Origin of the sequence: Mycobacterium montefiorense (assembly GCF_003112775.1) — a bacterium.
Taxonomy (GTDB): domain Bacteria; phylum Actinomycetota; class Actinomycetes; order Mycobacteriales; family Mycobacteriaceae; genus Mycobacterium; species Mycobacterium montefiorense.
Genome location: NZ_BFCH01000017.1, coordinates 1 through 25,113, shown reverse-complemented (window position 1 = coordinate 25,113; position 25,113 = coordinate 1). Strand labels below are relative to the sequence as shown.

At 66.0% G+C, this 25,113-nt stretch carries 21 protein-coding genes and 1 pseudogene; 15 read left to right on the top strand and 7 right to left on the bottom strand.

From position 1 onward, the window contains the following. Window positions 1-2 precede the first annotated feature (2 nt). From phnC to DB708_RS10030, 6 genes are all read right to left on the bottom strand, one after another. Window positions 3-833 carry a phosphonate ABC transporter ATP-binding protein gene (phnC, locus tag DB708_RS10055; protein WP_108921813.1) on the bottom strand — a complete coding sequence of 277 codons (831 nt, stop codon included), beginning with the start codon at window positions 831-833 and terminating at the stop codon, window positions 3-5. Beyond that, complete coding sequence (locus tag DB708_RS10050) at window positions 788-1,750, bottom strand: phosphate/phosphite/phosphonate ABC transporter substrate-binding protein (protein WP_108921812.1); 963 nt, start codon at window positions 1,748-1,750, stop codon at window positions 788-790. The genes phnC and DB708_RS10050 overlap by 46 nt, the downstream gene beginning before the upstream one ends. A gap of 155 nt (window positions 1,751-1,905) precedes the next feature. Next, on the bottom strand, window positions 1,906-2,544 hold the full coding sequence (locus DB708_RS10045) for a DJ-1/PfpI family protein (protein WP_108921811.1): 639 nt from the start codon (window positions 2,542-2,544) through the stop codon (window positions 1,906-1,908). Next, complete coding sequence (locus DB708_RS10040) at window positions 2,545-4,203, bottom strand: glycosyltransferase family 87 protein (RefSeq protein ID WP_108921810.1); 1,659 nt, start codon at window positions 4,201-4,203, stop codon at window positions 2,545-2,547. Continuing rightward, a complete protein-coding gene (locus tag DB708_RS10035; protein WP_409347583.1) occupies window positions 4,200-6,770 on the bottom strand; it encodes a transglycosylase domain-containing protein in 2,571 nt (856 codons plus the stop codon). The genes DB708_RS10040 and DB708_RS10035 overlap by 4 nt, the downstream gene beginning before the upstream one ends. Beyond that, window positions 6,763-7,197, bottom strand: a complete 435-nt coding sequence (locus DB708_RS10030; RefSeq protein ID WP_108922223.1) for a DUF5318 domain-containing protein — start codon at window positions 7,195-7,197, stop codon at window positions 6,763-6,765. Before DB708_RS10030 ends, DB708_RS10035 begins: the two co-directional genes overlap by 8 nt. Before the next feature lie 100 nt (window positions 7,198-7,297). Between DB708_RS10030 and DB708_RS10025 the strand changes: the two genes are divergently transcribed. From DB708_RS10025 to DB708_RS09960, 14 genes and pseudogenes are all read left to right on the top strand, one after another. Next, on the top strand, window positions 7,298-8,176 hold the full coding sequence (locus tag DB708_RS10025; protein ID WP_108921808.1) for a DUF1707 SHOCT-like domain-containing protein: 879 nt from the start codon (window positions 7,298-7,300) through the stop codon (window positions 8,174-8,176). A gap of 149 nt (window positions 8,177-8,325) precedes the next feature. Beyond that, window positions 8,326-8,868 carry a PadR family transcriptional regulator gene (locus tag DB708_RS10020; RefSeq protein ID WP_108921807.1) on the top strand — a complete coding sequence of 181 codons (543 nt, stop codon included), beginning with the start codon at window positions 8,326-8,328 and terminating at the stop codon, window positions 8,866-8,868. Between the two features lie 60 nt (window positions 8,869-8,928). After that, the gene (locus DB708_RS10015) at window positions 8,929-10,026 is read left to right on the top strand and encodes an inositol-3-phosphate synthase (RefSeq protein WP_108921806.1); all 1,098 of its coding nucleotides are present in this window, start codon (window positions 8,929-8,931) and stop codon (window positions 10,024-10,026) included. Window positions 10,027-10,232: 206 nt separating this feature from the next. Beyond that, a complete protein-coding gene (locus DB708_RS10010; protein WP_108921805.1) occupies window positions 10,233-11,360 on the top strand; it encodes an LLM class flavin-dependent oxidoreductase in 1,128 nt (375 codons plus the stop codon). Then, entirely contained in the window at window positions 11,357-12,526 is a 1,170-nt protein-coding gene (locus DB708_RS10005) for a sulfotransferase family protein (RefSeq protein ID WP_108921804.1), read from the top strand. Before DB708_RS10010 ends, DB708_RS10005 begins: the two co-directional genes overlap by 4 nt. A gap of 4 nt (window positions 12,527-12,530) precedes the next feature. Next, window positions 12,531-13,331: a sugar phosphate isomerase/epimerase family protein gene (locus DB708_RS10000; protein WP_108921803.1), complete on the top strand. Its 801-nt coding sequence runs from the start codon at window positions 12,531-12,533 to the stop codon at window positions 13,329-13,331. Window positions 13,332-13,333: 2 nt separating this feature from the next. Continuing rightward, on the top strand, window positions 13,334-14,542 hold the full coding sequence (locus tag DB708_RS09995; protein WP_108921802.1) for a DUF1214 domain-containing protein: 1,209 nt from the start codon (window positions 13,334-13,336) through the stop codon (window positions 14,540-14,542). 11 nt (window positions 14,543-14,553) lie between these two features. Then, complete coding sequence (locus DB708_RS09990) at window positions 14,554-15,468, top strand: alpha/beta fold hydrolase (protein ID WP_108921801.1); 915 nt, start codon at window positions 14,554-14,556, stop codon at window positions 15,466-15,468. 26 nt (window positions 15,469-15,494) lie between these two features. Beyond that, window positions 15,495-16,301 (top strand): LLM class F420-dependent oxidoreductase, encoded by an 807-nt coding sequence (locus tag DB708_RS09985; protein ID WP_108921800.1) that lies wholly within the window; start codon window positions 15,495-15,497, stop codon window positions 16,299-16,301. Window positions 16,302-16,440: 139 nt separating this feature from the next. After that, the gene (locus tag DB708_RS09980; RefSeq protein ID WP_108921799.1) at window positions 16,441-17,190 is read left to right on the top strand and encodes a GntR family transcriptional regulator; all 750 of its coding nucleotides are present in this window, start codon (window positions 16,441-16,443) and stop codon (window positions 17,188-17,190) included. A gap of 51 nt (window positions 17,191-17,241) precedes the next feature. Beyond that, window positions 17,242-19,048, top strand: a pseudogene (locus DB708_RS09975) (ABC transporter substrate-binding protein/permease). Next, window positions 19,045-19,794: an amino acid ABC transporter ATP-binding protein gene (locus tag DB708_RS09970; RefSeq protein ID WP_108921798.1), complete on the top strand. Its 750-nt coding sequence runs from the start codon at window positions 19,045-19,047 to the stop codon at window positions 19,792-19,794. Before DB708_RS09975 ends, DB708_RS09970 begins: the two are co-directional and overlap by 4 nt. A 64-nt stretch (window positions 19,795-19,858) precedes the next feature. Continuing rightward, window positions 19,859-20,365: a MarR family winged helix-turn-helix transcriptional regulator gene (locus tag DB708_RS09965; RefSeq protein ID WP_108921797.1), complete on the top strand. Its 507-nt coding sequence runs from the start codon at window positions 19,859-19,861 to the stop codon at window positions 20,363-20,365. A 48-nt stretch (window positions 20,366-20,413) separates the two neighbouring features. Beyond that, a complete protein-coding gene (locus tag DB708_RS09960) occupies window positions 20,414-21,085 on the top strand; it encodes an SDR family oxidoreductase (protein ID WP_108921796.1) in 672 nt (223 codons plus the stop codon). A 7-nt stretch (window positions 21,086-21,092) separates the two neighbouring features. Here DB708_RS09960 and leuS read toward each other — a convergent pair whose 3' ends face one another. Continuing rightward, window positions 21,093-24,005, bottom strand: a complete 2,913-nt coding sequence (gene leuS / locus DB708_RS09955; protein WP_108921795.1) for a leucine--tRNA ligase — start codon at window positions 24,003-24,005, stop codon at window positions 21,093-21,095. A 188-nt stretch (window positions 24,006-24,193) separates the two neighbouring features. Between leuS and DB708_RS09950 the strand changes: the two genes are divergently transcribed. After that, window positions 24,194-25,113 (top strand): LpqN/LpqT family lipoprotein (locus DB708_RS09950; RefSeq protein WP_108921794.1); only part of this gene is annotated, 920 nt, incomplete at its 3' end.

Below are 25,113 nucleotides of genomic sequence, written 5' to 3'. Positions count from 1 at the left end.
GGTCACGCAGGGACGCCGGCGACGAGCAATGGGTCCACATTCACGTTGGCGTACAGCGCCATCGCATCGTCGTGGTCGAGGTCCGCCACCGGCCGATCCAACACCACCTGCCCGGCTCGCAGCCCGATCACCCGGTCGCCCCAGTTCAGCGCGAGTGCAACCTGGTGCAGGCTGCACAGCACGGTGAGTCGCTCCTCGGTGCTGATCTCCCGGATCAGCTGCATCACCTGGGCGGCCGACTCCGGATCGAGCGACGCCACCGGCTCGTCGGCGAGCAGGATCTCCGGGCGCTGCATCAGCGCACGAGCCACCGCGACCCGCTGTTGCTGGCCGCCGGAGAGCGTGTCCGCACGTTGAAAAGCACGGTCCAGCAAGCCAACCCGATCCAGATGGCCCAGCGCCTCGCGGCGCGTGTCCCGGGGGTAACTGAAGAGTCCGAGCCGGGGCCAGCGCAGCCGGCCCAACGCGCCGGTGCATACGTTCTCCAGCACGCTGAGGCTGCCGACCAGGTGGAAGTGCTGGAACACGAAGCCGACCCGGCGGCGCAGACGGCGCAGTTCGGCACCCGACGCACCGCCCACGTCCGTGCCCAGCACGGTGACCGTACCGGCGGTTGGCCGCTGCAGACCGTCGACGTGGTGCAGCAGGGTGGATTTGCCCGACCCTGACAGCCCGAGCAGGACAGCTATCTCGCCAGGCGCCACCGTCAGCGAGATATTGTCGAGCGCTCGGATCTCGGGTCCGAAACGCTTTGTCACGCACTGTAATCGGACCGCCTCATCCGCAGTCACGATTGCTGTCCCGCGCACTGCTTGGCGTGGGTCGTTTGGCATACCTTGCGAACACTGTCGTAGAACGAGTTGTCCACCGTCGCATATCCCCAGCCGTTGACCTCACCGAGGTGCGCGCACGCCGGGGTGCAGATGCCATTGGCGTTCATGTAGTCGACATTGGCGTTGCCGAACGCGTTGATGATCTTGGACTTCAGGTCGGGAGCAAGGTCGTCGCTGATCCCGATCGGCGAGCCGCGAATCAGATCGGACTTCCACACCACGTTCAGCTGGCCCGGCTTGAGCTGGCCCTTACCCGGCAACGTTGTGTCGATCATGCTTTCCTGAGCAAAGCCGGCGTCGCACTGGCCGTTGAGCACCGACAGGGCCGACGCGTCGTGACCACCGGAAATCACCTGGGTGACATCCTTGTTCGGGTCAATGCCCGCGTTGATCAACGCCGACGACGGGTACAGGTAGCCCGACGTCGAGTTCAGGTCGACGAAGCAGATCTTCTTGCCCCTGAAGTCGGCGATGCTGTTGATACCGGTACCGGGCCGCGTGATGCCGTAGGAGTGGTAACCGGGAGGGGTGCCCTTGGCAACCGTCTCCGCGGCGATCGGGGTGACCTTGACCCCGCTGTTCTGCGCGGTGACCAACGAGAACGGGCCGTACTGGACGAAGTCGGCCTTGTCGGCGCGCTGCGCCTCGATGGCCGACGAGTAACTAGTGGCACTTTGGAACCGGATCGTCTTGCCCGTTGCCTTCTGCAGCAACGTGATCAGCGGCTGGTAGGCCTGTTGCAGGCTCTGCGCGTTCTCTGACGGGACGGCGGCGAAGACCAGTTCGCCGGGGTTGCGGCCGCCGGGCCCACCGCCGCTTCGGCCCGCGCTGGCGCTTTGACCACACGCCGCCAGCAACACCGTCGCCAGCACCGCGATCGCGGCCAAGCCGAGGGAGCCTCGAGGGCGAGCTAGCATCCGGATTCTCCTTTTCGCCAAGCAGCAGCAGAGCAGTCGTCCAGATGCTTCTGAAGGGCGGTGCAGGCGAGGGGACCAAATGGTTACCAGGGGACGAACTTCGGTTGTGAAGTAGCACCACTCGACCGCACGAGCGCCGAAGTGTGTGGCGTGGATTACTGCCGGTGGCGCTGGTATTCCTCGGCGCGGGCCTTGGTCGCCTCGTCGGCCTTGGCGAGCGCACCGGAGTCGAACGGCGGCTGTGGGTCGTATTCGATCAGCAACTGAGCGGCCTGCGCGGCCACCCGGTCGACGAGAAGCTCGGCCAGCCGCAAGCCCATGTCAATGCCGCTGGACACCCCCGCGGCGGTGATGATGCGCTCAGGTAGATGCTCGACGACCCGATCGGGCACGTAGCGTGCACCCATCTCGTTGAGCAGATCCACGGCCCGCCAATGCGTGGTCGCGGTCAGCCCGTCGAGCAATCCCGCGGCTGCGAGCAACAGCGCACCCGTACACACCGAGGTGGTGAATGTCGTGGTCGGGTGTACCGCTTTTAGCCAGCCCCGGATCGGCTCATCGTGAAGCAGCCGACGTGTGCCGATGCCGCCGGGCACCACCACCACGTCGGGGGCGCTGATCTCGTCGAAGCTGGCGTCGCAGGCGACGCCGAGCATGCCGTTGTCCGTGCGTACCTCACCGCGGCGGTGCCCGACGAATGTCACATCGATCGACGGAATGCGTTGCAGCGCTTCGTAAGGCCCAATGGCATCGAGTGCGGTGAAGCGTGGGAATAACGGGATTGCGACCAGCATTTACGCCTGCCTTGTTGCCGTCTCGAGTTCAATGTCGGTGTCGCGTGGGAGCGCCGGCCTTACCTGCCGTCGCGACCGGGCCGGACGCAGCCAGTCGGGCAGCCATCGCGGCGGCGCGTCGGGGGCGCGGTCGAACGGCCCGCCCGCCGGATCGTCCACGCGACCGTCCCAGTGCACCAGATCTTCGTCGGGCCGGTAGATCTGGCGGATCACCAGCGCGCATAGCGCAACGACCGCGATGTCGCGCAGCAACACCGTCGTGGTGAAAAACTGTTCAGGTAGCGAACGATTCGGGTTGCCGTACAGGTAGTACATCCGCGGCACCCAGACCAGCGCGTCGATCGTCATCCACGCCAGCAGCACCCGTCGATGCGGCAATGCCAGCACCGCCAGCGGCACCAACCACAGCGAGAACTGCGGGCTCCACACCTTGTTAGTCAACAGGAACGCGGCGACGACCAGAAACAACAGCTGCGTCAATCGGGGCCGCTGCGGCGCGGTGAAAGCGATGTAAGCGATTGCCGCACAACATGCGACGAACAACGCCGCAACGACGGCGTTGAGTACCGTGGGCGGCTCCCAGAAGCCTAGTTTCGGATCGAAGCCGTTCCAGCCGGTGAACGACTTGATGACGTTGTACACCGAGTCCATGTCGTCGCCGCGGCGGGCGTTGAGCCGGAAGAACTCCGACCATCCCCTCGGAAAGAGCACCAGCACAGGCAAATTCACCAGCACCCAGGTCAGCACGGCGGCCCCCGCCGTACGGACCAGCGCACCCAGGCGGCCCGTCCGGATACCCAGCACCAGCATCGGACCCAGGAACAGCAGCGGATACAGCTTGGCCGCGGCGCCCAAACCGATCAGCACACCGGCCAGCACCGGTTTACGCCGCGCCCAGGCCAGCAACCCGCCCATCGCGAATCCCGTTGCGAGCGCATCGAAATTGGTGAATATCTGAAAGATCAGCAGCGGCGAGGCGGCCACCAGCGCCGCGTCCCAGATGCGGCGGCCGGCCAGGCCCGCCGTCGCCCACACGGTCGCCAGCCAGGCCAGCGCCAGCCCGAACGCGGCGATGTCGAAGAACATCACCACCTCCGCGATCACCGGCAGCGCCGCCAGCTTGCTCATTGCGGTGTAGGTCTTGGCCAGGGCCATCGACACGTACTGGTAGACCCCGGTCAGCACCGGATACTCCATGTAGCGCACCGCGGGCTTGCCGTCGTAACGGGTCTGCGCGGCACCGCTGGAATCGGTCTCGACCCAGCTCGACTTGTACGGAAACCTGCCCTGGTTCAACAACTCCGCGCCATACAGCGGCACCGTGTCCGAGTAGCACAACTCGTAGTAGGCTCGCTGGTTGTCCCAGTTGGCGACGCGCTGGTCCCCGGTTCCGGTACCGCTGCTCTGCAGACACGCCGCCTTGGTCGACCAGCCCAGCGCCATAAACACCAGGGCGATCATGAACATCACCCGCACCGGCGTCATCCACCGGGCGCGGCCGATCAGCGCGTGCCGGCCCACCGGACCGCCGATGGCATCGGCGAACGCAGCGCCCAAAGAGTCGGTGTGGCTGGGGCAATCGCGGTTGTCCGCGCTGCGCAGATCGTCGGCCAGCGGCCGCGGGGAAATGGTGGCGCTGTCTTCCCCAGCGCCGGTCACGGTGGCGGTTGCCCGAATGGCGGCGCCGGCGACGGCGGTCCGAACTGTCCCGGCGGCGCTCCCGGCGGGGCCGGCGGTGCCACGGTGATCGTGGTGGGCGGTCCGACCGGGATGGTGATGCCCGGTGCCACCTCGATTGTCGGCTGGATGACGGTCTCCGACGGCGGCGGTGGCGGCGGTGGCGGTACGGGTACACCCGCGTAGCCGCCGATCTCGGTCGGCTTGGGGAAGGTTTCGTTGGAGGTGCCCTTCAGCGCGCCGTCCATCGTCGACTTCCAAATATCGGATGGCAGGCCCGAGCCGTAAACCTCTGCGCCCGAAGCGGTTACCAGAGGCACATTGTCCTGAACGGTCCCCACCCACACCGCCGTCGACAATGACGGGGTGTAGCCGACCATCCACGCGTCCTTGTTGGCTTGGGTGTCGCCCAGCTGCACCGTGCCGGTCTTGGCCGCCGATGCCCGGCCACCCGCCAAGTTGTGGCCCCGCGAATAGGAGGCGATCGGCTGCATGGCGGCGGTGGTGTTGTCGGCGACCGCCTTGTCGATGCGTTGGTCGGCGCCCTTGTCGGAGTTGCCGGCGTCGAAAAGCACTTGGCCGTCGGCGTTGACGACCTTTTGCACCAGATGCGGCGGATGGTAGACGCCCGAAGCGGCCAGCGTGGCGTACGCCGAGGCCATGTCGACCGGCCGAGTTTGATACTGGCCCAGCACAATTCCGTTGTTGGGCGGCCCGCCCTTGCCATCCTCGGACAGCGTGTGCGGAACACCGGCGAAACTCTTGGCGATGCCGGCCTGGAACGCGGCGTCGGCGACCGCCTGGGGTCCGTTCTTGAGCTTGAGCATCAGCCGGTAGTAGGCGGTGTTCAGCGACATCTTGAGCGCCTCGGCGATATTGCAGGTGCCACAGTTCTCACCGTCGACGTTGGTGATTTTGATGCCGTCGACGGTCAGCGGCGAGCTGTCGACCTGGAAGCCCAGGCCGATGTTCTGCTCGAGTGCGGCAATCAACGCGAACACCTTGAACGACGATCCGGTCTGCAGCCCGGCCTGAGCGAAGTCGAAGCCGTTGGCGTCCGAGCCGCCGTAGTAAGCGCGGACGGCGCCGTTATGCGGGTCGATGGACACCACCGCCGAGCGCATGTCGGGGTCTTGCCCGTCAAGGTATTTCGACACCGCCTTCTCGGCGGCCTGCTGGGCCTTCGGATCGATCGTGGTGGTGATCTGCAGGCCCTGGGTGTTCAGGGTCTGCTCGTCGATGTTGAACAGTTCCATCAGTTCTTTGGTGACCTGACGCTGGATCAGGCCATTGGGGCCGGTGGTCTGGTTCTGCGCCCGGGCCTGGTCGGGCGGGACGGTCTGGGGAAATGTTTGTGCCGCACGATCGTTCGCCGACAAGGCCTTGGTTTCGACCATCCCATCGAGCACCCAGTTCCAGCGGGCCTCGGCGCCCTTGGGATCCACGGCGGGGTCCAGCGAGGACGGCCGGCGAATCAGCGCCGCCAAGAGCGCGCCCTCGGAGACGCTCAGCTGGTCGACGGGCTTGTCGAAGTAGGCCTTGGACGCCGCCGAAATCCCGTAGGCACCGCGCCCGAAGTAGATGATGTTCAGGTAGGCCTGCAGCACTTCGTCTTTGGACCACTCCCCCGACATCTTGGTGGCGATGACGAGTTCCTTGGACTTGCGCAGCAGGCCGGCGAACCCGTGCTGCGCGGAGCCGACGAGCGCGTTCTTCACGTATTGCTGAGTGATCGTCGACCCGCCCTGCAGATCGCCGTTGCCGAACAAGTTGTTCTGCACGGCACGCGCAAACCCGCTGAAGTCGAAGCCCGGGTTTGAATAGAAGTTTCGGTCCTCGGCGGCGATTACGGCCTGGCGGACGTGCACCGGTACCTGGCTGATGTTGACGTCAATCCGATTGCCCTCGGGCGGAACGATTCTCGCGATCTCCGAACCGTCGCTGGCCAGGATGGTCGAGACCTGGTTGGTGCGGATGTTTCCGGGCTTGGGAATGTCGACGATGAAATACGCCATCGTGAACGTGACGATCGGCAACAGGATCAGCACGGCCGCGGTGAGGTAGGCCGCGCGCCGCACCCACCGCCAGTTGATCTGCTCGACCCAGCTCCAGTCCACCGCCGGTGCGGGAGCCCGGTGGCTCGGCACATCGGAGCCGCCCGCCGCGCCGGCCCGTCGCGGTGGCGGCGGGGGTCCGTCGGGCGGCTGACCCGAGAGCGTGCGGTCGCGCCGCGGCGGGGCGGGGCGGCCATCGAGGGCGGCCTTCACTTCTTCGATCGCGTCCCGGGGCTTGGCCACCGGGCCGTCCAGCGCCGCCCTGACCTGGTCGATGGGATCGGACTGCCGAGGAGCCCGATCATCGACGACCGGCGGCAGGATCGTCGTCAGCCGGTCGTCGGGAGGAACCCGGCGCCGCGTCCCGGCGTCGGCGCGGTGCGCCGGACGGTCGGAATCGTCCGGACGATCGGGGTTAGCTTCCTTGCCCATACGCTCAGTCGCGGGCCCATTCGGGTCGTCGGACGACTGATCGTGGCGCCCTTCGTTATTCAATGGCCGTGCGGGCGCCGTTGCGTGCCGTCCGCGTGGACCGAGTCCCCTTAGGGGAAGGCGCCGGGCGTTCCGCGCCGAGCACATACGACTTGACTAGGTGATTCCAGCTGCAGGTTCGGCACACCTCGACCACGTGGACCGAGAACTCGGCGAACTTGGTCGTCAGCATGATCAGCTCTTCTGCCGTGCGGGCCGAACCCGACACCGGACCCAGGTGATCGCCGAACACCCACGACACCAGAGTGAGCTGCTCCTTTCGGCAGATCGGGCACATCACCTGGCTGGTTTTGCCGTGAAATTTCGCGGCGCGCAGCAAATAAGGGTTCGCATCACACACCTCGGACACACCCGTGCGGCCCGAGTACACCTCGGCCAGCAGCGAGCGCCGCCGAAGCGCGTAGTCCACCACTTGTCGCTGCAGTCGCACGTTCACCAGAGTACGTCGCCATCGGTGCCGCCGACACGCAACCAACGCCGCCGGCGCCGCTGCGCCGCGGTATCGACAGCTGACTTCTACGATCTTCTCCATGGCGAAATGGCTGGGCGCACCACTCGGCGGCGGTGTGACAACCGCAACCCGCGCCAAAGACACTGACCGGCAAGAGACGTGTGCGGTGCTCGACAACGCACTCAGCGACGGCGAGCTGTCCGGCGAGGAACACCGCGAGCGCGTCAGCAAGGCAACCAATGCTGTGACTTTGGGTGATTTGAAGGTGCTGGTGTCAGATCTGCAGGGCAACCACACGCCCGCGCGGCTGCGGGCGGCAAAGTCGACGGCGCTGCCAAGAGTTCGCGGGCGGGGCCTCGCGATCGCCGCGCTGGTGGTGTCGGTGCTGTTCGGTATGGGCCTGGGCTGGGGGCTGTACGGGAACACCAGCTCACCGCTGGACTTCACCAGCGATCCGGGCGCCAAGCCGGACGGCGTCGCGGCCGTGGTGCTGACCCCGCCCAAGCAACTGCAGTCACTCGGGGGGCTCACCGGCCTGCTGGAGCAGGCCCGCAAGAAGTTCGGCGACACCGTCGGCTACCGGCTGCTGGTCTACCCCACCTATGCCAGCTTCTACCGCCCGGACCCGTCCGACGACCGACGGGTGCTGGACTACGACTACCGCGGCGGCTGGGGCGACCCGACCACCTCCGCCAAGACCGACTCCAAGTCCATCACGGCCGACCTGGGCAAGTTCGACGTCAAGGCGGTGGTCGGCATCATGCGCGGGGCCCCCGAGACGCTGGGCATCAAGGCGTCCGACGTCAAGTCGACGTACCTGATCATCGAACCGGCCAAAGACCCGACCGCCCCCGGAACGCTGACCCTGTCGGTGTACGTGTCCAGCGATTACGGCGGCGGTTCGATCGATTTCGCCGGTGACGGCACCGTCAAGCGAGTGAGCTACCCGTCCAGCTGAGGCGGTCCAGGCTGCTGCCGTTTAGTCGATCCGGTCCCGGTGACCAACTGCATGCCAACACTCGGTGGTGTTGTGGCTAATATATCGGAGCGATACTATGACGCGAGGCGTCGGCCCGTCGTAACCAGTGATGCAAAGGAGGTGACTCGATGCTGGAACTCGCCATCCTTGGCCTCCTCATCGAGTCGCCGATGCATGGCTATGAGTTGCGCAAGCGGCTGACCGGCCTACTCGGCGCGTTCCGGGCTTTTTCCTACGGTTCGCTCTACCCGGCGCTGCGGCGCATGCAGGCGGACGGGTTGATCGCCGAGAATGCGGCGCCGGCCGGTACCCCGGTCCGGCGGGCTCGTCGGGTCTACGAGCTGACCGAGACGGGCCGGCAGCGTTTCGGCGAGCTGGTGGCCGACACCGGTCCGCACAACTACACCGACGACGGCTTCGGCGTACATCTGGCGTTCTTCAATCGCACCCCGGCGGAGGCCCGGATGCGGATCCTCGAAGGACGCCGCCGGCAGGTCGAAGAGCGCCGGGAAGGTTTGCGCGACGCCGTGGCGCGGGCCAGCAATTCGCTCGACCGCTACACGCGTCAGCTCCATCAACTCGGGCTCGAGTCCAGTGAACGCGAAGTGAAGTGGCTCAACGAGCTCATCGCCGCGGAGCGGGCCGCGCCCGGGCTCACCGAGCAGACATAGACCCTCGCACGAAATCAGCAACCCCCGAGACATAGGTAATTGAGGTAAGGAGAACGCCCTATGAGTCAGCACAACGCACCCGAGGCGTCGACCGAGGTACGAGTCGCCATTGTCGGCGTCGGTAACTGCGCGTCCTCGTTGGTTCAGGGCGTGCAGTACTACTACGACGCCGACGCGAACAGCACCGTGCCCGGTCTGATGCACGTGAAGTTCGGCCAGTATCACGTACGCGACGTCAAGTTCGTGGCCGCGTTCGACGTGGACGCCAAGAAGGTCGGGTTCGACCTGTCGGAGGCGATCTTCGCGTCGGAGAACAACACGATCAAGATCGCCGACGTGCCGCCGACCAACGTGACGGTGCAGCGCGGCCCGACGCTCGACGGCATCGGCAAGTACTACGCAGACACCATCGAGGTGTCTGACGCCGAAGCCGTCGACGTGGTCCAGGTGCTGCGTGAGGCCAAGGTCGACGTGCTGGTGTCCTACCTGCCGGTGGGATCCGAGGAAGCCGACAAGTTCTACGCGCAGTGCGCGATCGATGCCGGCGTGGCGTTCGTCAACGCGCTGCCGGTGTTCATCGCGTCCGACCCGGTGTGGGCCAAGAAGTTCACCGACGCCGGTGTGCCGATCGTCGGCGACGACATCAAGAGCCAGGTCGGCGCGACGATCACGCACCGCGTGATGGCCAAGCTGTTCGAGGACCGCGGTGTCCAGTTGGACCGCACCATGCAGCTCAACGTCGGCGGCAACATGGACTTCCTCAACATGCTCGAGCGCGAGCGCCTCGAGTCGAAGAAGATCTCCAAGACGCAGGCCGTGACCTCTAACCTGCAGCGCGAGTTCAAGACGAAGGACGTGCACATCGGCCCGTCCGACCACGTCGGTTGGCTCGACGACCGCAAGTGGGCCTACGTGCGACTGGAAGGCCGCGCGTTCGGTGACGTACCGCTGAATCTCGAGTACAAGCTCGAGGTGTGGGACTCGCCGAACTCGGCGGGCGTCATCATCGACGCGGTGCGGGCGGCCAAGATCGCCAAGGATCGCGGGATCGGCGGGCCGGTGATCCCGGCGTCTGCCTACCTGATGAAGAGCCCCCCGAAGCAACTGCCGGACGACGTCGCGCGCACGCAGCTCGAAGAGTTCATCATCGAGGGCTAGTTCGCTTTTACCGGGTGTGGGGCGGGGTCGCAGTGCGCGGCTTCGCCCCACACTTGTGTGCGCTGACGATTTCGGGTGCGCGGTGACGGTCGAAATACCCCGACATTCCCGCCTTGACTGCATCCTCGAAGCCCAGGCCTCACACTCAAAGCTGTGTCCGCCGGCCTATCGACACAATGCTGTGCAGTTGCTTAGCATCACTGTCGATGAAAGTTCAGCCCGCCGCGTTCCTGCGCACCACCCTGCCCCTCGACATGTCCCGCCTCGCCGAACTCGACGGCGGGCGCTACCACTCGATCTGGCTGCCCGATCACATGGTCAGCTTCTGGCCCGACTCGATCTGGACGCCCGAATTCACCGACCTAGCCACCGCGTCGCCGTCGCCGCACCGCCATCTCGACGGCCTGGCGGTAGCGGCCGCGGCCGCCGTACTGACCGAGCGGGTGCCGCTGGTGAGCGCGGTGGTCGACACCGTGCGGCGCCACCCCAGCACGCTGGCCCAGACCGCGCTGACGATCGACCATCTCGCCAAGGGGCGATTCATCCTCGGCCTGGGCAGCGGCGAAAGCGAGAACACGCTGCCCTACGGCTTCGACTTCTCGCGACCGGTCAGCCGCTTCGAGGAAGCGCTGACGGTGATCCGGCTGCTCTGGGACAGCGACGGGCCGGTTGACTTCGAAGGGCAGTTCTACACGCTGCACCACGCCCGCCTGGACACCGAGCCGTATGCGGGCCGCGTGCCACAGATCTGGATCGGCGCCAGCGGCTCACGGATGCTCGACATCGCCGGCCGTCACGCCGACGGCTGGTGGCCCGCCGGTGCCTGGACCCCGGAGCACTACGCCGAAATGCTCTCGGCGGTAAGGGCATCCGCCGAGCGAGCCGGCCGGGATCCGATGGCGATCACGCCGGGCTTCATGCAGGTGTGCCTGATCGGCGCGACCGACGACGCGCTGGCCGAGATTCTGCAGGCACCGCTGGTCAAGGCATTTCTACTACAGGTCTCGGCAGAGGTCTTGCGCGGCTTCGGTTTTGAACACCCGATGGGCGCAAACTGGCGTGGGTTCCAGGACATCGACCCCGCGGTGCTCACCCGCGAGCGAATCCTGGCGTTCCTGGACGACGTGCGGCCCGAAATGCTGCTCGCCGTCGTCCCGCACGGCACACCCCGGGAGGTCGCCGAGATCATCAAGACCTATGTGGACGCGGGTTTGCGGGTGCCCAAGATTCTGGACTACGGCGCGATGGCCGGCCTCACATACGCCGCTTCGTCGGCCACCAATGTCGTTGCGGCAGAAGACGAACTGATGCGGCTGTGCGGAGATCTGACGTGAACGTCCGATTGGATGCCGCCACGCTGCTGCGTGCCGCGCAGTCGCAGACCGGCTTGAGCGACTACGGCGACCCTACCTTGCCCGAGCGCTTCGCCGTCGCCGTCGACCATCTGAACGGCATCGGCATGGACGCCGACGGCACCCGCGAAGCGGCGCAGGTGTGCCACTGGTTGCTGACGTCACGGCTGGAACTCATCGAGGACCGCAGCCGCTACCCGATCGGCGACGAAGTGGTCGACGCGCCGATGTTCGTCACCGGCGAACCGCGTTCCGGCACAACTCTGATGCACGCTCTGATGTCCGCCGATCCGCACGCGCGGGCGCTGCGATTCTGGGAGGTGATGTACCCGTCGCCGCCGCCGGGGCTGGCCGGCCCGGACGACCCCCGCCGCCAACAGGCTGACTCCGACTGGCGCGAGATCAACCAGAAGATGCCCAAATGGCTGCACAGCCATCCCTACAACGACATGCTGGGCAACGGCTTACCCGAGGACGAACGCACCTGGGCGTTCGACTTTCGCGTGATGACGCCGACGGCCTGGTGGCGGGTGCCGATGCAGTCACTGGTCGGCGGTCTGGCGGCCGATCCCGCAGCCCAGTACCGGCTGCACCGGGCCATGCTGCAACAGCTGCAATTTGAGCGGACACGAAAATACTGGGTGCTGAAGGGTTTTCATGGCTTCCGGCTCAAGGAGATGTTCGGCGCTTACCCCGACGCCACCCTGGTCTGGCTGCACCGCGACCCGGTTCAGGTTGCGGCGTCGCGCACCATGATGATGGCTGATATCGCCGAAGGCATGGTCGGCCCCGTTGACCTGCACGCCCTGGCAAAAATGCATTTGGAGCTGACACGGGCCGGCATCGCCAACACGATGAGCAACCCGATGGTGGACGATCCGCGCATTCTGCACATCCGCTACACCGACTTCATCGCCGACCAGGTCGGCACCGTGCAGCGCTACTACCGGTTCTGCGGCCGCGAGGTCACCCCCGAAGCCGAATCCGCGATGCGCGCCTACCTGGCCAACAATCGCGGCGACCGCTACGGCAAGTTTCGCTACTCCACCCAGCTGTTGATCGACATCGGCGAAGACCCCGATGCGTTGCACGCGGAATTCCGGCCGTTCCGTGAGCGATTCGGCGTCGCAATCGAAAACCGGGGCTGACACGATGCCGGCCCACCAGCGTCTGTCGGTACACAACGTCACCTTCTACGGCGCCGCGCTGGCCGAGCTGGAACAGCACTGGGCCGCGCTGGGCCTATCCCGGTTGAGCATCCTGGACAGCCAGCTGCTCGACCCAGGATTTCCAAAGCTGCTGCGGCGCAACGACTACACCGTGGAGGCGATCTATCACCTGTTCGCCGGCGGCCGGTTGACCACCGACCCGCAGGCCGCGCGGGATGCGCTGCTGCCGGTGATCGACGCCGCCGCAGGTGCCCGGGCACGCGTGGTCTACCTGCTCACCGGCGGCCGGGACACGTTGGCTTGGGACCGGGCCGCCGACCGGTTCGCCGCGATGATCGCCCCCTGCGTGGCGCACGCCAAGCAGGCCGGTGTCGCGCTGGCCGTCGAGAACGCATCGAGCCTGTATGCCGACCTGCATCTCGCGCATACGCTGCGCGACACCGTCGCGCTGGCAGAGATGAGCGGGCTGGGTGTCTGCATCGACGTGTTTCACTGCTGGGCGGAAGGCGATTTCGAGGCGATGGTGCAGCGAGCCCTGCCGCGAACCGAACTCATCCAGCTCAGCGACTACGTACTGGGCGATCGCGCGCTGCCCGGCCGGGCGGTTCCGGGCGACGGGGTGATTCCGATCGAAGGATTCGTCGCGCAAACCCTTGCCGCGGGCTACTCGCATGGGTTCGACTTGGAACTGATCGGACCCCGAATCGAGCAGCAGGGCCGGCTGGAATCCGCCCGGCGCGCCTGTGCCGTCGTCGGGGCAATGTTGGACAGATTGGGTGCGTGACAATGGCTTTCGGCGACGGTGTGGACGACGCGGCGCTACGCTCGGCGTGGAGCGAGTTCTGCGCGCAGCTGCAGCGGGCGGGCGAGCAGGTCTTCAAGGACGCCAACGCCACGTCGGGGGCGCAGCGGGTCGACGCCTTCCGCTTCCTGACGCAGAATCTGGGCCAGGCTTTCGACTTGTCGCTCGAGACGCGCGATACCCGCTACCCGGTGCTGCATACCTTCAGCGGCCCGACCCGCAAGCTCGGCGGCGACTGCGCCGACTTCACCTATCAGCAGGCCTGGATCGACGGGCAGTCGACCTACCGGCTGTCCGGCAGCCGCGGCACCGCAAGGTTTTTCAACGTCACAGTGCAGGGCGCACGGGTCCCCGGGCCCGGCGTGCTGCATGAGCCCTTCGGTGACACACCGGAGGCCAACCTGTTCGGGGGTCAGCTCTGCGTCGGCGAGGACGGTGAATTCGAGATCTACATCGGCGGGCCCGAGCGTGGCCCCAACTGGCTGCCCACCACCGAGCAGTCGCGAAAGCTGTTCATTCGCCAGGGATTCGACCGCTGGAGCGAACTCCCGGCGCAGCTGCGGATCGAGCGGGTCGATATGACGGACCCCAAACCGCTGCCCTCCCCCGAGGTCATGGCCGCGGCGATGGCATGGGCCGGCGATTTCGTCACCGGCCTGATGTCTGACTGGCCGGAGTTTCCGTTCACCTACGGCGGTGTCGACGCCGAACACCCCAACACGTTTCCGCGAACCGGCGCTACCGAAGCGGACCGCAAACGCGGCCGCGCCGCCGCCAACATGTACTGGGAGCTGGCAGCCGACGAAGCGCTGATCGTCGAATTCGACGCTCATGACGGGCTGTGGATGTTCACCAACATGGGCGTCTTCTTCAACAGCATGGACTACCTTTACCGCCCGGTGAGCTACACGCCGAGCCGCACCAAAGCCGACCGCGACGGGCGCATCCGTCTGGTCATGGCGCATCGTGATCCGAATGTCCACAACTGGCTGGACACCCAGGGCTTCGCGCGCGGGAACCTGACCTACCGCCACATGCTGGACGGCGAACCCGCCGCGCTGGACACCCAAGTGGTCAAACACGACGACATCACCCGCGTGCTTCCGCCGGACACCACCACGGTGAGCGCCGCGGAGCGCAGCGCCGCAATGTGGGAGCGATTCCACGGCATTCGGCGCCGTTATGTCCTCTAGCGTCAAAGATCGTGACCGAGATCTCCGAAGACGAACTAGACGGGCTGTCAGAGTTCTCGCTGCTGTCCGAGAACGCCGAGCAGGCCGGCGTCACGGGCCCACTGCCTGACGTCGAACGGATCGAGGCCGATACCCCGAACGGCAGAGTCAGCGCGCTGCGATGGGGCGCCGCTGCGCCGCGGATCGTCTTTCTGCACGGCGGCGGACAGAACGCCCACACCTGGGACACCGTCATCGTCGGGCTCGGCGTGCCGGCACTGGCGGTGGACCTGCCGGGTCATGGTCATTCCGGATGGCGCGAGGACGGCGACTACTCGCCGCAGCACAACGCCGACGCCGTGGCGCCCTTGCTCCGCGACTTCGCACCCGACGCCCAACTGGTCGTCGGCATGTCGCTGGGCGGGCTGACCGGGATCCGGGTGGGCGCGATAGCACCGGACCTGGTGCGCGAGCTCGTCCTCGTCGACGTCACCCCGTCTGCGTTGCACCGCTACGCCGAGATGACCACCGAGCAGCAAGGCACGGTCGCGCTGGTCTCCGGCGAGCGCGAATTCGGAAGCTTTCAGGCGATGTTGGACCTCACCGTCGCCGCGGCACCACACCGCGAGGTCAAGGCGCTGCGACGCGGCGTCTTCCACAACTCGCGGCGACTCGACAACGGCAGCTGGTCATGGCGCTACGACAACATTCGCAAAGTCCCGGACTTCGGTGATTTGTGGAACGACGTCGACGCGCTGACCGCGCCCGTCACCCTGATCCGCGGTGGCTCATCGCCATTTGTCTCCGACGACGATGCCGCCGAACTTGCCAGCCGGGCAACGTATTTCCGGCGGACACACGTCGTGCAGAACGCCGGGCACTCCGTGCAAAGCGATCAGCCCCGAGCGTTGATCGACCTGTTGAGCGGGGTACTCGACGCACACTGAAAGGCCGCGGCTCCTACGGTGGTCTGATGACCCGTCCCGTTCGCATCGGTGTACAACTGCAACCTCAGCACGCCCCCGAGTACCGTCACATCCGCGACGCCGTGCGCCGCTGCGAAGACATCGGGGTCGATGTCGCGTTCACCTGGGATCATTTCTTCCCGCTCTACGGTGATCCCGACGGAGCGCATTTCGAATGCTGGACGGTGCTGGCGGCCTGGGCCGAGCAGACATCGCGTATCGAGTTCGGCGCCTTGGTGACGTGTAACTCGTACCGCAATCCGGAGTTACTGGCCGATATGGCGCGCACCGTCGACCACATTTCCGAGGGCCGGCTGATCCTGGGAATCGGGTCGGGCTGGAAGGAAAAGGACTACGACGAGTACGGCTACGAATTCGGCACCGCGGGCAGCCGCCTGGACGACCTGGCGACCGCATTCCCGCGGATCACATCGCGGCTGAGCAAGCTCAATCCCCCTCCGACCCGTGACATCCCGATCCTGATCGGTGGCAAGGGCCCGCGAAAGACGCTGCGGCTGGTCGCCGAATACGGCGACATCTGGCACGGCTTCACCACCGTCGAGACCTATCCGGCTACCGCGGCCGTGCTGGCAGAGCACTGCGCCGCCGTGGGGCGCGATCCGTCCACCATCGAGAGGTCAGCCGGTGTGGAGGACAACAGCGGCGTGCGCCGCGGCGAAGGCATCGCCGGGTTGATCGCCAACGCCGAAGGTCTTACCGCGTTGGGGGTGACGCTGCTGACCGTTGGCGTCAATGGTCCCGACTACGACCTGAGCGCCGCGGAGGCATTGTGCCGCTGGCGCGACAACCGGTAAGCGCGACAACCGGTAAGCGCCGTCAATTCGGGTTCGCCCGCAATTCATCCGCCAAACACCTTAACGAATGGGCAAATACATGAGAGGCTTTCCACCGCTGGTCGCTGGTGCGGAGCTGCAACAGACTTGAAAGAGACTCATGCCGAAGAAATACGGAGTCAAAGAAAAGGACCAGGTTGTTAACCACATCCTCAACCTGGTGCTGACGGGGAAGCTGCGCAGCGGCGACCGGGTCGACCGGGTCGACCGCAACGAGATCGCACTCGGCTTGGGGGTCAGTCGCGTCCCGATTCAAGAGGCACTGGTCCAACTCGAGCACGACGGCATCGTGTCGACCCGCTATCACCGGGGTGCGTTCGTGGAGCGGTTCGACGAAGCCACGGTCCTCGAGCATCACGAACTCGACGGCTTACTCAACGGGATTGCCTCGGCTCGTGCCGCGACCAACCCGACGCCGCGGATCCTCGGGCGGCTCGATGCGCTGATGCGCTCGCTGCGCACCGCGAAGGACTCCCGGGTCTTTTCCGAACTCACCGCCGAGTACCGGCGCACCGTCAACGACGAGTACGCGGGACCGCGACTGCACGCGACCATCCGAGCCTCCCAAGACCTGATCCCGCACGCGTTCTGGATGAGCTACCAGAACAATCGCGACGACACGCTGCCCTACTACGAAGACGAAACAGCGGCGATCCAGCGTCGCGACCCGGAAGCCGCACGGGCGGCGTGCGTGGGCCGTGCCTACCTGATGGCACAGACCATGCTGGCCGAACTGTTTCGGCGCAGAGTTTTCGCCGCACCCGACGATGTGCGCCAGGTTGTTCCCGAGCCGCTACGGGTACTGGCGGGCTCCGAGTTGGTCTGCGGCGAGCCGTCGATGGCGCTCTAAAACCGCACTCTCACCGCGCCGAGTTGCTGTTCGGTCGATACCGTGGCGGTAATGAATCCGTGCGAGAGCCCGCGTACCAAGCGCGGCGCCAAGCTGTTCGGACTGGCCACGACAATTCTGATCGTTTGCGGCCTGGCGCTGGCCGGACCCGCGCTCGCCGATAGAAACCAATGCGCCCCGGGCGGATCCGAGAGCGCGACCCCGGTACCGAAAGACCTCAGCACCATCGGCGGTGTCGGCCAGGACGACAACCACACCACGCCGACCGTCGAGCCGCTCAGCGCGGTGAACGTCGATGCGTTGGGCCTGGGTACGCGCGGCGTCCTGAACGTCGGCACGCTGTCGGACGCCCCGCCGTCCATCTGCGTCGACGCCACCGGCACGTTCAGTGGCTTCGACAATCAACTGCTGGTTGCCATTGCGAAAAAGCTGGGCCTGCAAGTGCGTTTCGCCAGCACGGACTTCTCCGCGCTGCTGGCTCAAGTGGCGTCGCGGCGCTTCGACGTCGGCTCGTCGTCGGTGAAAGCCACACCCGCCCGGCGTCGCACCGTCGGGTTCACCAACGGCTACGACTTCGGTTACTACGCGCTGGTGGTGCCACCAGGTTCGCCGATCAAGAACTTCAGCGACCTGGCCGAGGGACAGCGAATCGGCGTGGTGCAAGGCACCGTCGAGGAGTCCTACGTCGTCGACGACTTGCACCTGCAACCGGTGAAATATCCCGGCTTTGCCACCGTGTACGGCAGCCTCAAGACACAGCAGCGACGCCTGGGTGGCGCCGGCGGCGTTGGCGGGCAATCTGATGAAGCCGGGCGACCCGGCGGTGGTGGTCGCGAATGCCTTCACCCCGGGTGACTTCGTCGCCTATGCGGTCGCCAACGACAACCCGCCGCTGATCGCCGCGCTGAACTCCGGGCTGGACGCTGTCATCGCGGACGGCACCTGGGCGAAGCTGTATTCCGAGTGGGTTCCGCGACCGCTGCCGCCGGGCTGGAAACCCGGATCCAAGGCCGCTCCGACACCGCACCTGCCGGACTTCGCCGCGATCGCCGCTGGCAATCACCATAAGTCGGTGAGCCCGGCGGCCCCGAAATCCGCGCTCGCGCAATTGCGCGACCAGTTTTTGGACTGGGATCTCTACCGGCAAGCCATCCCCGCTCTGCTCACGACGGGTCTGCCCAACACGTTGATCCTGACCGTCAGCGCCAGCGTGATCGGGCTGGTGCTCGGCATGGGGCTGGCGATGGCCGGCATGTCACAGTCGCGCTGGCTGCGCTGGCCCGCGCGGGTTTACACCGATATCTTCCGGGGTCTTCCCGAAGTGGTGATCATCCTCATCATCGGGATGGGCGTCGGGCCGCTCGTCGGCGAGCTGACGAACAACAATCCGTATCCGTTGGGCATCGGCGCGCTGGGATTGATGGCTGCCGCGTACATCGGCGAGATCCTGCGTTCGGGAATCCAGAGCGTTGACGCCGGCCAGCTGGAAGCCGCACGGGCACTTGGATTCAGTTACCCGGCCGCGATGCGGCTGGTGGTGGTGCCACAAGGCATCCGGCGAGTGCTCCCGGCGCTGGTCAATCAATTCATTGCGTTGTTGAAGGGCTCGGCACTGGTGTACTTCCTGGGACTGGTCGCCCAGCAACGAGAGCTGTTTCAGGTGGGCCGCGACCTCAACGCGCAGACCGGTAACTTGTCACCGTTGGTCGCGGCGGGCCTCTTCTACTTGTTACTGACTGTTCCGTTAACGCATTTGGTGAACTACATCGACATCCGGCTTCGCCGCGGCAGCCCCACCGACGAGTCAGAGGATCCGGCCACGGTGGTCACCTCCACCCTCGGCCAGGGGATGATATGACCGCCGGTGCGGCAGCGCGAGCATCAGTCTCGTTGGAAGCCAGGAATATTCACAAGACCCTGGGCGGGACACGGGTGTTGCGCGGCGTCACATTCGAAGCCCCGGCGGGCAGCACAGTCGCCGTCATCGGCCCTTCTGGCTCCGGTAAGTCGACACTGCTGCGCGCGCTGAATCGATTACACGAACCCGATAGTGGCGACATCCTGCTCGACGGGCGCTCGGTGCTGGACGACGATCCCGACGAGCTGCGTCAGCGCATCGGCATGGTGTTCCAGCACTACTACCTGTTCCCGCATCTGAGCATTCTCAAGAACGTCGCTCTGGGGCCGCGCAAGTTGCGCGGCCTGTCCGCGGACGCCGCCCAGGAGCTCGCACTGACCCAGCTGGAGCGAGTTGGCCTGAAGCACAAGGCCAGTGCCCGCCCCAGCATGCTGTCCGGAGGCCAACAGCAACGGGTGGCGATCGCCCGGGCACTGGCCATGGCTCCGGAGCTGATGTTCTTCGACGAAGCGACTTCCGCGCTGGACCCGGAAATGGTCAAGGGCGCTCTCCAGCTCATCGCTGACCTTGGCGCCGGCGGGATGACGATGATCGTGGTCACTCACGAAATGGGTTTCGCCCGGTCGGCTTCGGACACTGTCGTGTTCATGGATCAGGGCAAAGTCGTGGAATCCGGCCCGCCAGAGCGCATATTCGAGGCCGCGGAGACCGAGCGGTTGCAGCGATTCCTGTCACAAGTGCTTTGACGGGCTAGAAATAGTCGCTGTAGCTACCTTGTACGCCACCCATATCGGGTTAGACTGCCGACTTATGGCGGACAGCGAATCCACCGCGGCCGAGGTGACCGAGCTTGCGGAAGGGTTGCACCGCGCGCTGTCCAAACTGTTTTCGATACTGCGCCGCGGTGACCCGAGCGGAGTGGTCGCCGGCGAATTGACGTTGGCACAGCTGTCGATCCTGGTTACTCTGCTCGATCAAGGGCCGATCCGGATGACGGACCTGGCCGCGCACGAACGGGTCCGGACCCCCACCACGACCGTGGCGATCCGGCGGCTGGAGAAGATCGGGTTGGTGAAGCGCTCCCGCGACCCGTCCGACTTGCGCGCTGTACTGGTCGACATCACCCCCCGGGGACGGGCCGTGCACGCCGAGTCACTGGCCAACCGGCACGCTGCCTTGGCCGCGATGCTCAGCCAACTCCCCGAGTCCGACGTGGACATGCTGACCAAAGCACTGGCGCCGCTGCAACGCCTGGCCTCGGGCGAGCCGACATCGGGCCCCGCAGGCGGGGAATCTCCCGCCCGCAAGCGCGCGTGAAAGTACCTGTTTTCCAACGGCATTGGTGACGTCCGTAGACTGACCTACATGCCAACCGCACTCATCACTGGTGCCGGCGGCGGTATCGGTTCCGCCATCGCCACGGCGCTGGCCCCCACGCATGCGCTGCTATTGGCCGGTCGGTCCTCCGACCGGCTCGATGCCGTCGCCGAACGCCTCGGCGCCACCACCTTCCCACTGGACCTGACCGACATCGACGAGATCGAGGCCGCATGCGAAGTCGTCGACGAGCTCGACGTGCTGGTACATAACGCGGGGCTGTCGCTGCCCGGCCGGGTCGCCGAGTCGCACGTCGACGAATGGCGCGCCACCTTCAACGTGAATGTCTTTGGCGCGGTGGCTCTTACGCTGGAGCTGTTGCCCGCCCTGCGAAGTGCCCACGGTCAGGTGGTGTTCATCAACTCCGGGGCCGGCCGTACGGTTTCACCGGGCATGGCATCCTATTCGGCTAGCAAATTCGCGTTGCGCGCCTTCGCCGACTCGCTGCGCGCCGACGAGCCGAGCCTGCGGGTCACCACGATATTTCCGGGCCGCACCGACACCGAGATGCAGCGCGAGCTCATCGCGTACGAGGGCGGCGACTACGACGCCGCCAACTTCTTGCGGCCCGAGACCGTCGCCGCCGCGGTCGTCCAGGCGGTGACGACACCGCGCGACGGCCACGTCCATGAGGTGGTGCTGCGCCCGGGCCGGCGTTAGTCGCCGATCACACCACCAGGTTTACCAACCGGCCCGCGACCACGATCACCTTGCGGGGCGTGGCACCGGCCAAGAACGCCTGGACCTTTTCGTCGCCCAGCGCCGCGGCTTTCAGCGTGTCCTCATCGGCGTCGGCTGCGACCACCACCCGGCCGCGCACCTTGCCGTTGACCTGCACCGGGTACTCGACGGTGTCGTCGACGAGGTAGGCGGGGTCGGCTTGCGGGAACGGTCCGTGGGCCAACGAGGTACTGTGCCCCAACCGCGACCACAGCTCTTCGGCCATGTGCGGGGCCAGCGGTGCCAGCATCAGCACCAGCGGCTCGACGGCCGCCCGGGGCACCGCGTCGCGATGCGCTTTGGTGAGGTGGTTGGTGTACTCGATCAGCTTGGCCGCCGCGGTGTTATTTCGCAGGGCCGCATAGTCTTCCGCTACACCCGCGATGGTACGGTGCAAGACCCGCAGCGTGTCGGTGTCCAATTCGCCTTCTGTCACCGGGGTTTCGCCGGTGTGTTCGTCGACCACTAGTCGCCACACCCGCTGCAGGAATCGATACGCACCGACCACGTCCTTGGTTGCCCATGGCCGCGACGCTTCCAGCGGCCCCATCGACATTTCGTACACCCGCAGGGTGTCCGCGCCGTATTCGTCACAGATCTCGTCGGGAGATATCGAATTCTTGAGGCTCTTACCGATTTTCCCGAATTCCTGAAAGACCTCGATCTCACCATCGGGCCCCGGATAGAAGAATTTGCCGTCGCGTTCGCTCACCTGCTCGGCCGCAACGTAGGAGCCGCGGGCGTCGGTGTAGGCGAACGCCTGGATGTAGCCCTGGTTCACCAGCCTGCGGTAGGGCTCTCGGGAACTGACGTGACCGAGGTCGTAGAGCACCTTGTGCCAGAACCGGCAATACAGCAGGTGCAGCACCGCATGCTCGGCGCCGCCGACGTACAGGTCGACGCCGCCGGGATCCTGCGGGCCATGCTCGGCCGGTCGCGGGCCCATCCAATACGCCTCGTTCTCCTTGGCGCAGAACCGCTCCGAGTTGTGCGGGTCGGTGTAGCGCAGTTCGTACCAGGAACTGGCGGCCCACTGCGGCATCACGTTGGTATCGCGCGAGTAGGGTCGCAGGCCATCGCCGAGGTCCAGCTCGACGTGCACCCAGTCGGTTGCCTTGCCCAGCGGCGGCGACGGCTCGCTATCGGCGGCGTCGGGATCGAACAGCACCGGCGAATAGTCCGGGATGTCGGGCAGCTCAACCGGTAGCGCAGCCTCGCTGAGCGGATGCGCGCGACCGTCGCTGTCGTAAACGATAGGGAACGGCTCGCCCCAATACCGTTGGCGAGCGAAAAGCCAGTCACGCAACTTGAATTCGACGCGCGCCCGGCCCCGGCCCTCGGACTCTAGGCGTGCGGTGATGGCTTCCTTGGCCGCCGTCACTTCCATTCCGTCGAGATATCCGGAGTTCACCAGCACGCCGTCGCCCGGGTAGGCCGCCTCCGAAATATCGCCTCCGGCAATCACTTCCACGATCGGCAGGTGCAAAGCGTTGGCGAAGTCCCAGTCACGCTGGTCGTGGCCGGGCACCGCCATGATGGCCCCGGTGCCGTACCCAACCAACACGTAGTCGGCGATGAAGATCGGCACCGGCTTACCGTTGGCCGGATTGGTTGCATAGCTGCCCAGGAAGACGCCGGTCTTCTCCTTGCTCTCCTGGCGCTCAAGGTCTGACTTCGCGCCGATCGCGCGCCGGTAGGCCGCGACGGCTTCGGCCGGGGTGGCGGCGCCGTATGTCCAACTGCGGTCGACACCGTCCGGCCAGGCGCTGGCGATCAGGTTTTCCACCAGATCATGTTCGGGGGCCAGCACCAGATAGGTTGCACCGAACAAGGTGTCGGGGCGCGTGGTGAACACGTCGATGTCGACTGGTGAGCCGGCTCCGTCGCCATTGGCAATGGTCGTCGAGAACAGCGCTTCGGCACCGGTGGAGCGGCCAATCCAGTTGCGTTGCATGGCTTTGACCTGATCCGGCCAGTCCAGCAAGTCCAGGTCATCGAGCAGCCTGTCGGAGTAAGCGGTGATCCGCATCATCCACTGCCGCAACCGTTTCCGAAATACCGGGAAGTTCCCGCGGTCACTGCGTCCGTCGGAGGTGACCTCTTCGTTGGCCAGCACGGTGCCCAGCCCGGGGCACCAGTTCACCATCGAGTCGGCCCGATAAACCAGCCGGTGGCTGTCGATCACGTCGGCGCGCTCCCCCGCCGACAATGTCGTCCAGTCCCGGCCATCGTCGAGACGGCGGGCACCGGAATCGAATTCGGCGATCAGCTCGGTGATCGGACGGGCCCTGGCGGCCTCGGTGTCGAACCACGCGTTGTAGATCTGCAGGAAGATCCATTGCGTCCACTTATAGAACTCGACGTCGGTGGTCGAGAAGGATCGCCGACTGTCGTGCCCCAGACCCAGCCGGGCCAGCTGCCGGCGGAAGTTGACGATGTTGGCCTCGGTCCTGCTGCGCGGATGCGTCCCGGTCTGCACCGCATACTGCTCGGCTGGCAGCCCGAAGGCATCAAAGCCTAAGGCGTGCAAGACATTACGGCCGATCATCCGGAAATAGCGGGCATATACGTCGGTCGCGATGTAGCCCAGGGGGTGCCCGACGTGTAACCCGTCGCCTGACGGATACGGGAACATGTCCTGCACGAACAACTTGTCGTCAGGTATCGGCGCACCGTCCGCCGGCGCCAATGACCCGACCGGGTTGGGCACATTGAACGTCTCGAGCTCCGCCCAATTGCCCTGCCAGGTGTCCTCAATCCGGCCGGCCAGCTCCGCGGTGTAACGGTAGGGCGGCGCGTCGGACTCCGGCTGGGCACCCGCAGGGTTGCTCCCCGACGAGGCGGTGGGCGATTCGGTCACGTGAACAGCGTATAAGGGCCGGCTCGCCGCGCCCGCCGGCCACAGGTTGATAAAGGTTGCGTTGCGCGTCGATCAGGGGTTTATTCCAGCTCTATTTCGGCCCTGTCCAGGGCGTTTAACCTCTGGTTACAGTCGGCCTCTATACGTGCGGATGCTGGTGGACCAGCCATTCGGAAGGACCGACAGAGATGACTCAGATCGCCGCCCCCTGGCGCGTAGTCGCAGGCGGTTTCACCGCCAGTGTGATCGGGTTCGCCCTATTTTCGGGCGCTACGGCTTCGGCCGATCCTCTCATTCCCGTGCCACCAGGCCCCATCGTCCCGGTGCCCCCGAGCCAATACATCCCGGCACCTCCGGGCACGGCCAATAGCAACCGGTTCCTCCCTACCCCGCCGTCGGCGAATCCGTTCGCGCCGCCGAGCGTCGGCGCCTCGCCCGCGGTGCCCAACAGCGCAGCCGCCCCGGCTGCGACGCCTAACGCTGCCGCGATTACGCCGGCACCGCAAGCAGTCACCCCGGCGGCCTCCGGAACGCTGCGCGACTACTTCGGTTCGAAGGGCGTCAAGCTGGAGCCGCAGAAGCCGCAGGCATTCAAGGCGCTCGACATCACGCTGCCGGTTCCGGCCCGCTGGACCCAGGTGCCCGACCCCAATGTGCCCGATGCGTTCGCGGTGATCGCTGACCGACAAGGCAGCAGCGTCTACACATCAAACGCGCAGGTCGTGGTCTACAAGTTGGTCGGCAATTTCGATCCCAAGGAAGCCATCTCGCACGGCTACGTCGACAGCCAGAAGCTATTGGCCTGGCAGTCCACCAACGCGTCGATGGCCGATTTCGACGGATTCCCGTCGTCAGTTATCGAGGGGACTTACCGCGAAGGCGACGTGACACTGAACACCTCACGCCGTCACGTGCTCGCGACGTCGGGCCACGACACGTACCTGGTGTCGTTCTCGGTGACCACCGACCGGGCCGTGGCCGTCGGAGACGCACCCGCCACCGAGGCCATCATCAGCGGTTTCCGAGTGGCCGCGCCCGGGGCCGTCGCCCCGGCCCCCACCGCTGCTCCCGCCCAGGCTCCGGCCGCTGCGGCCGGAGCCTGGGCGGG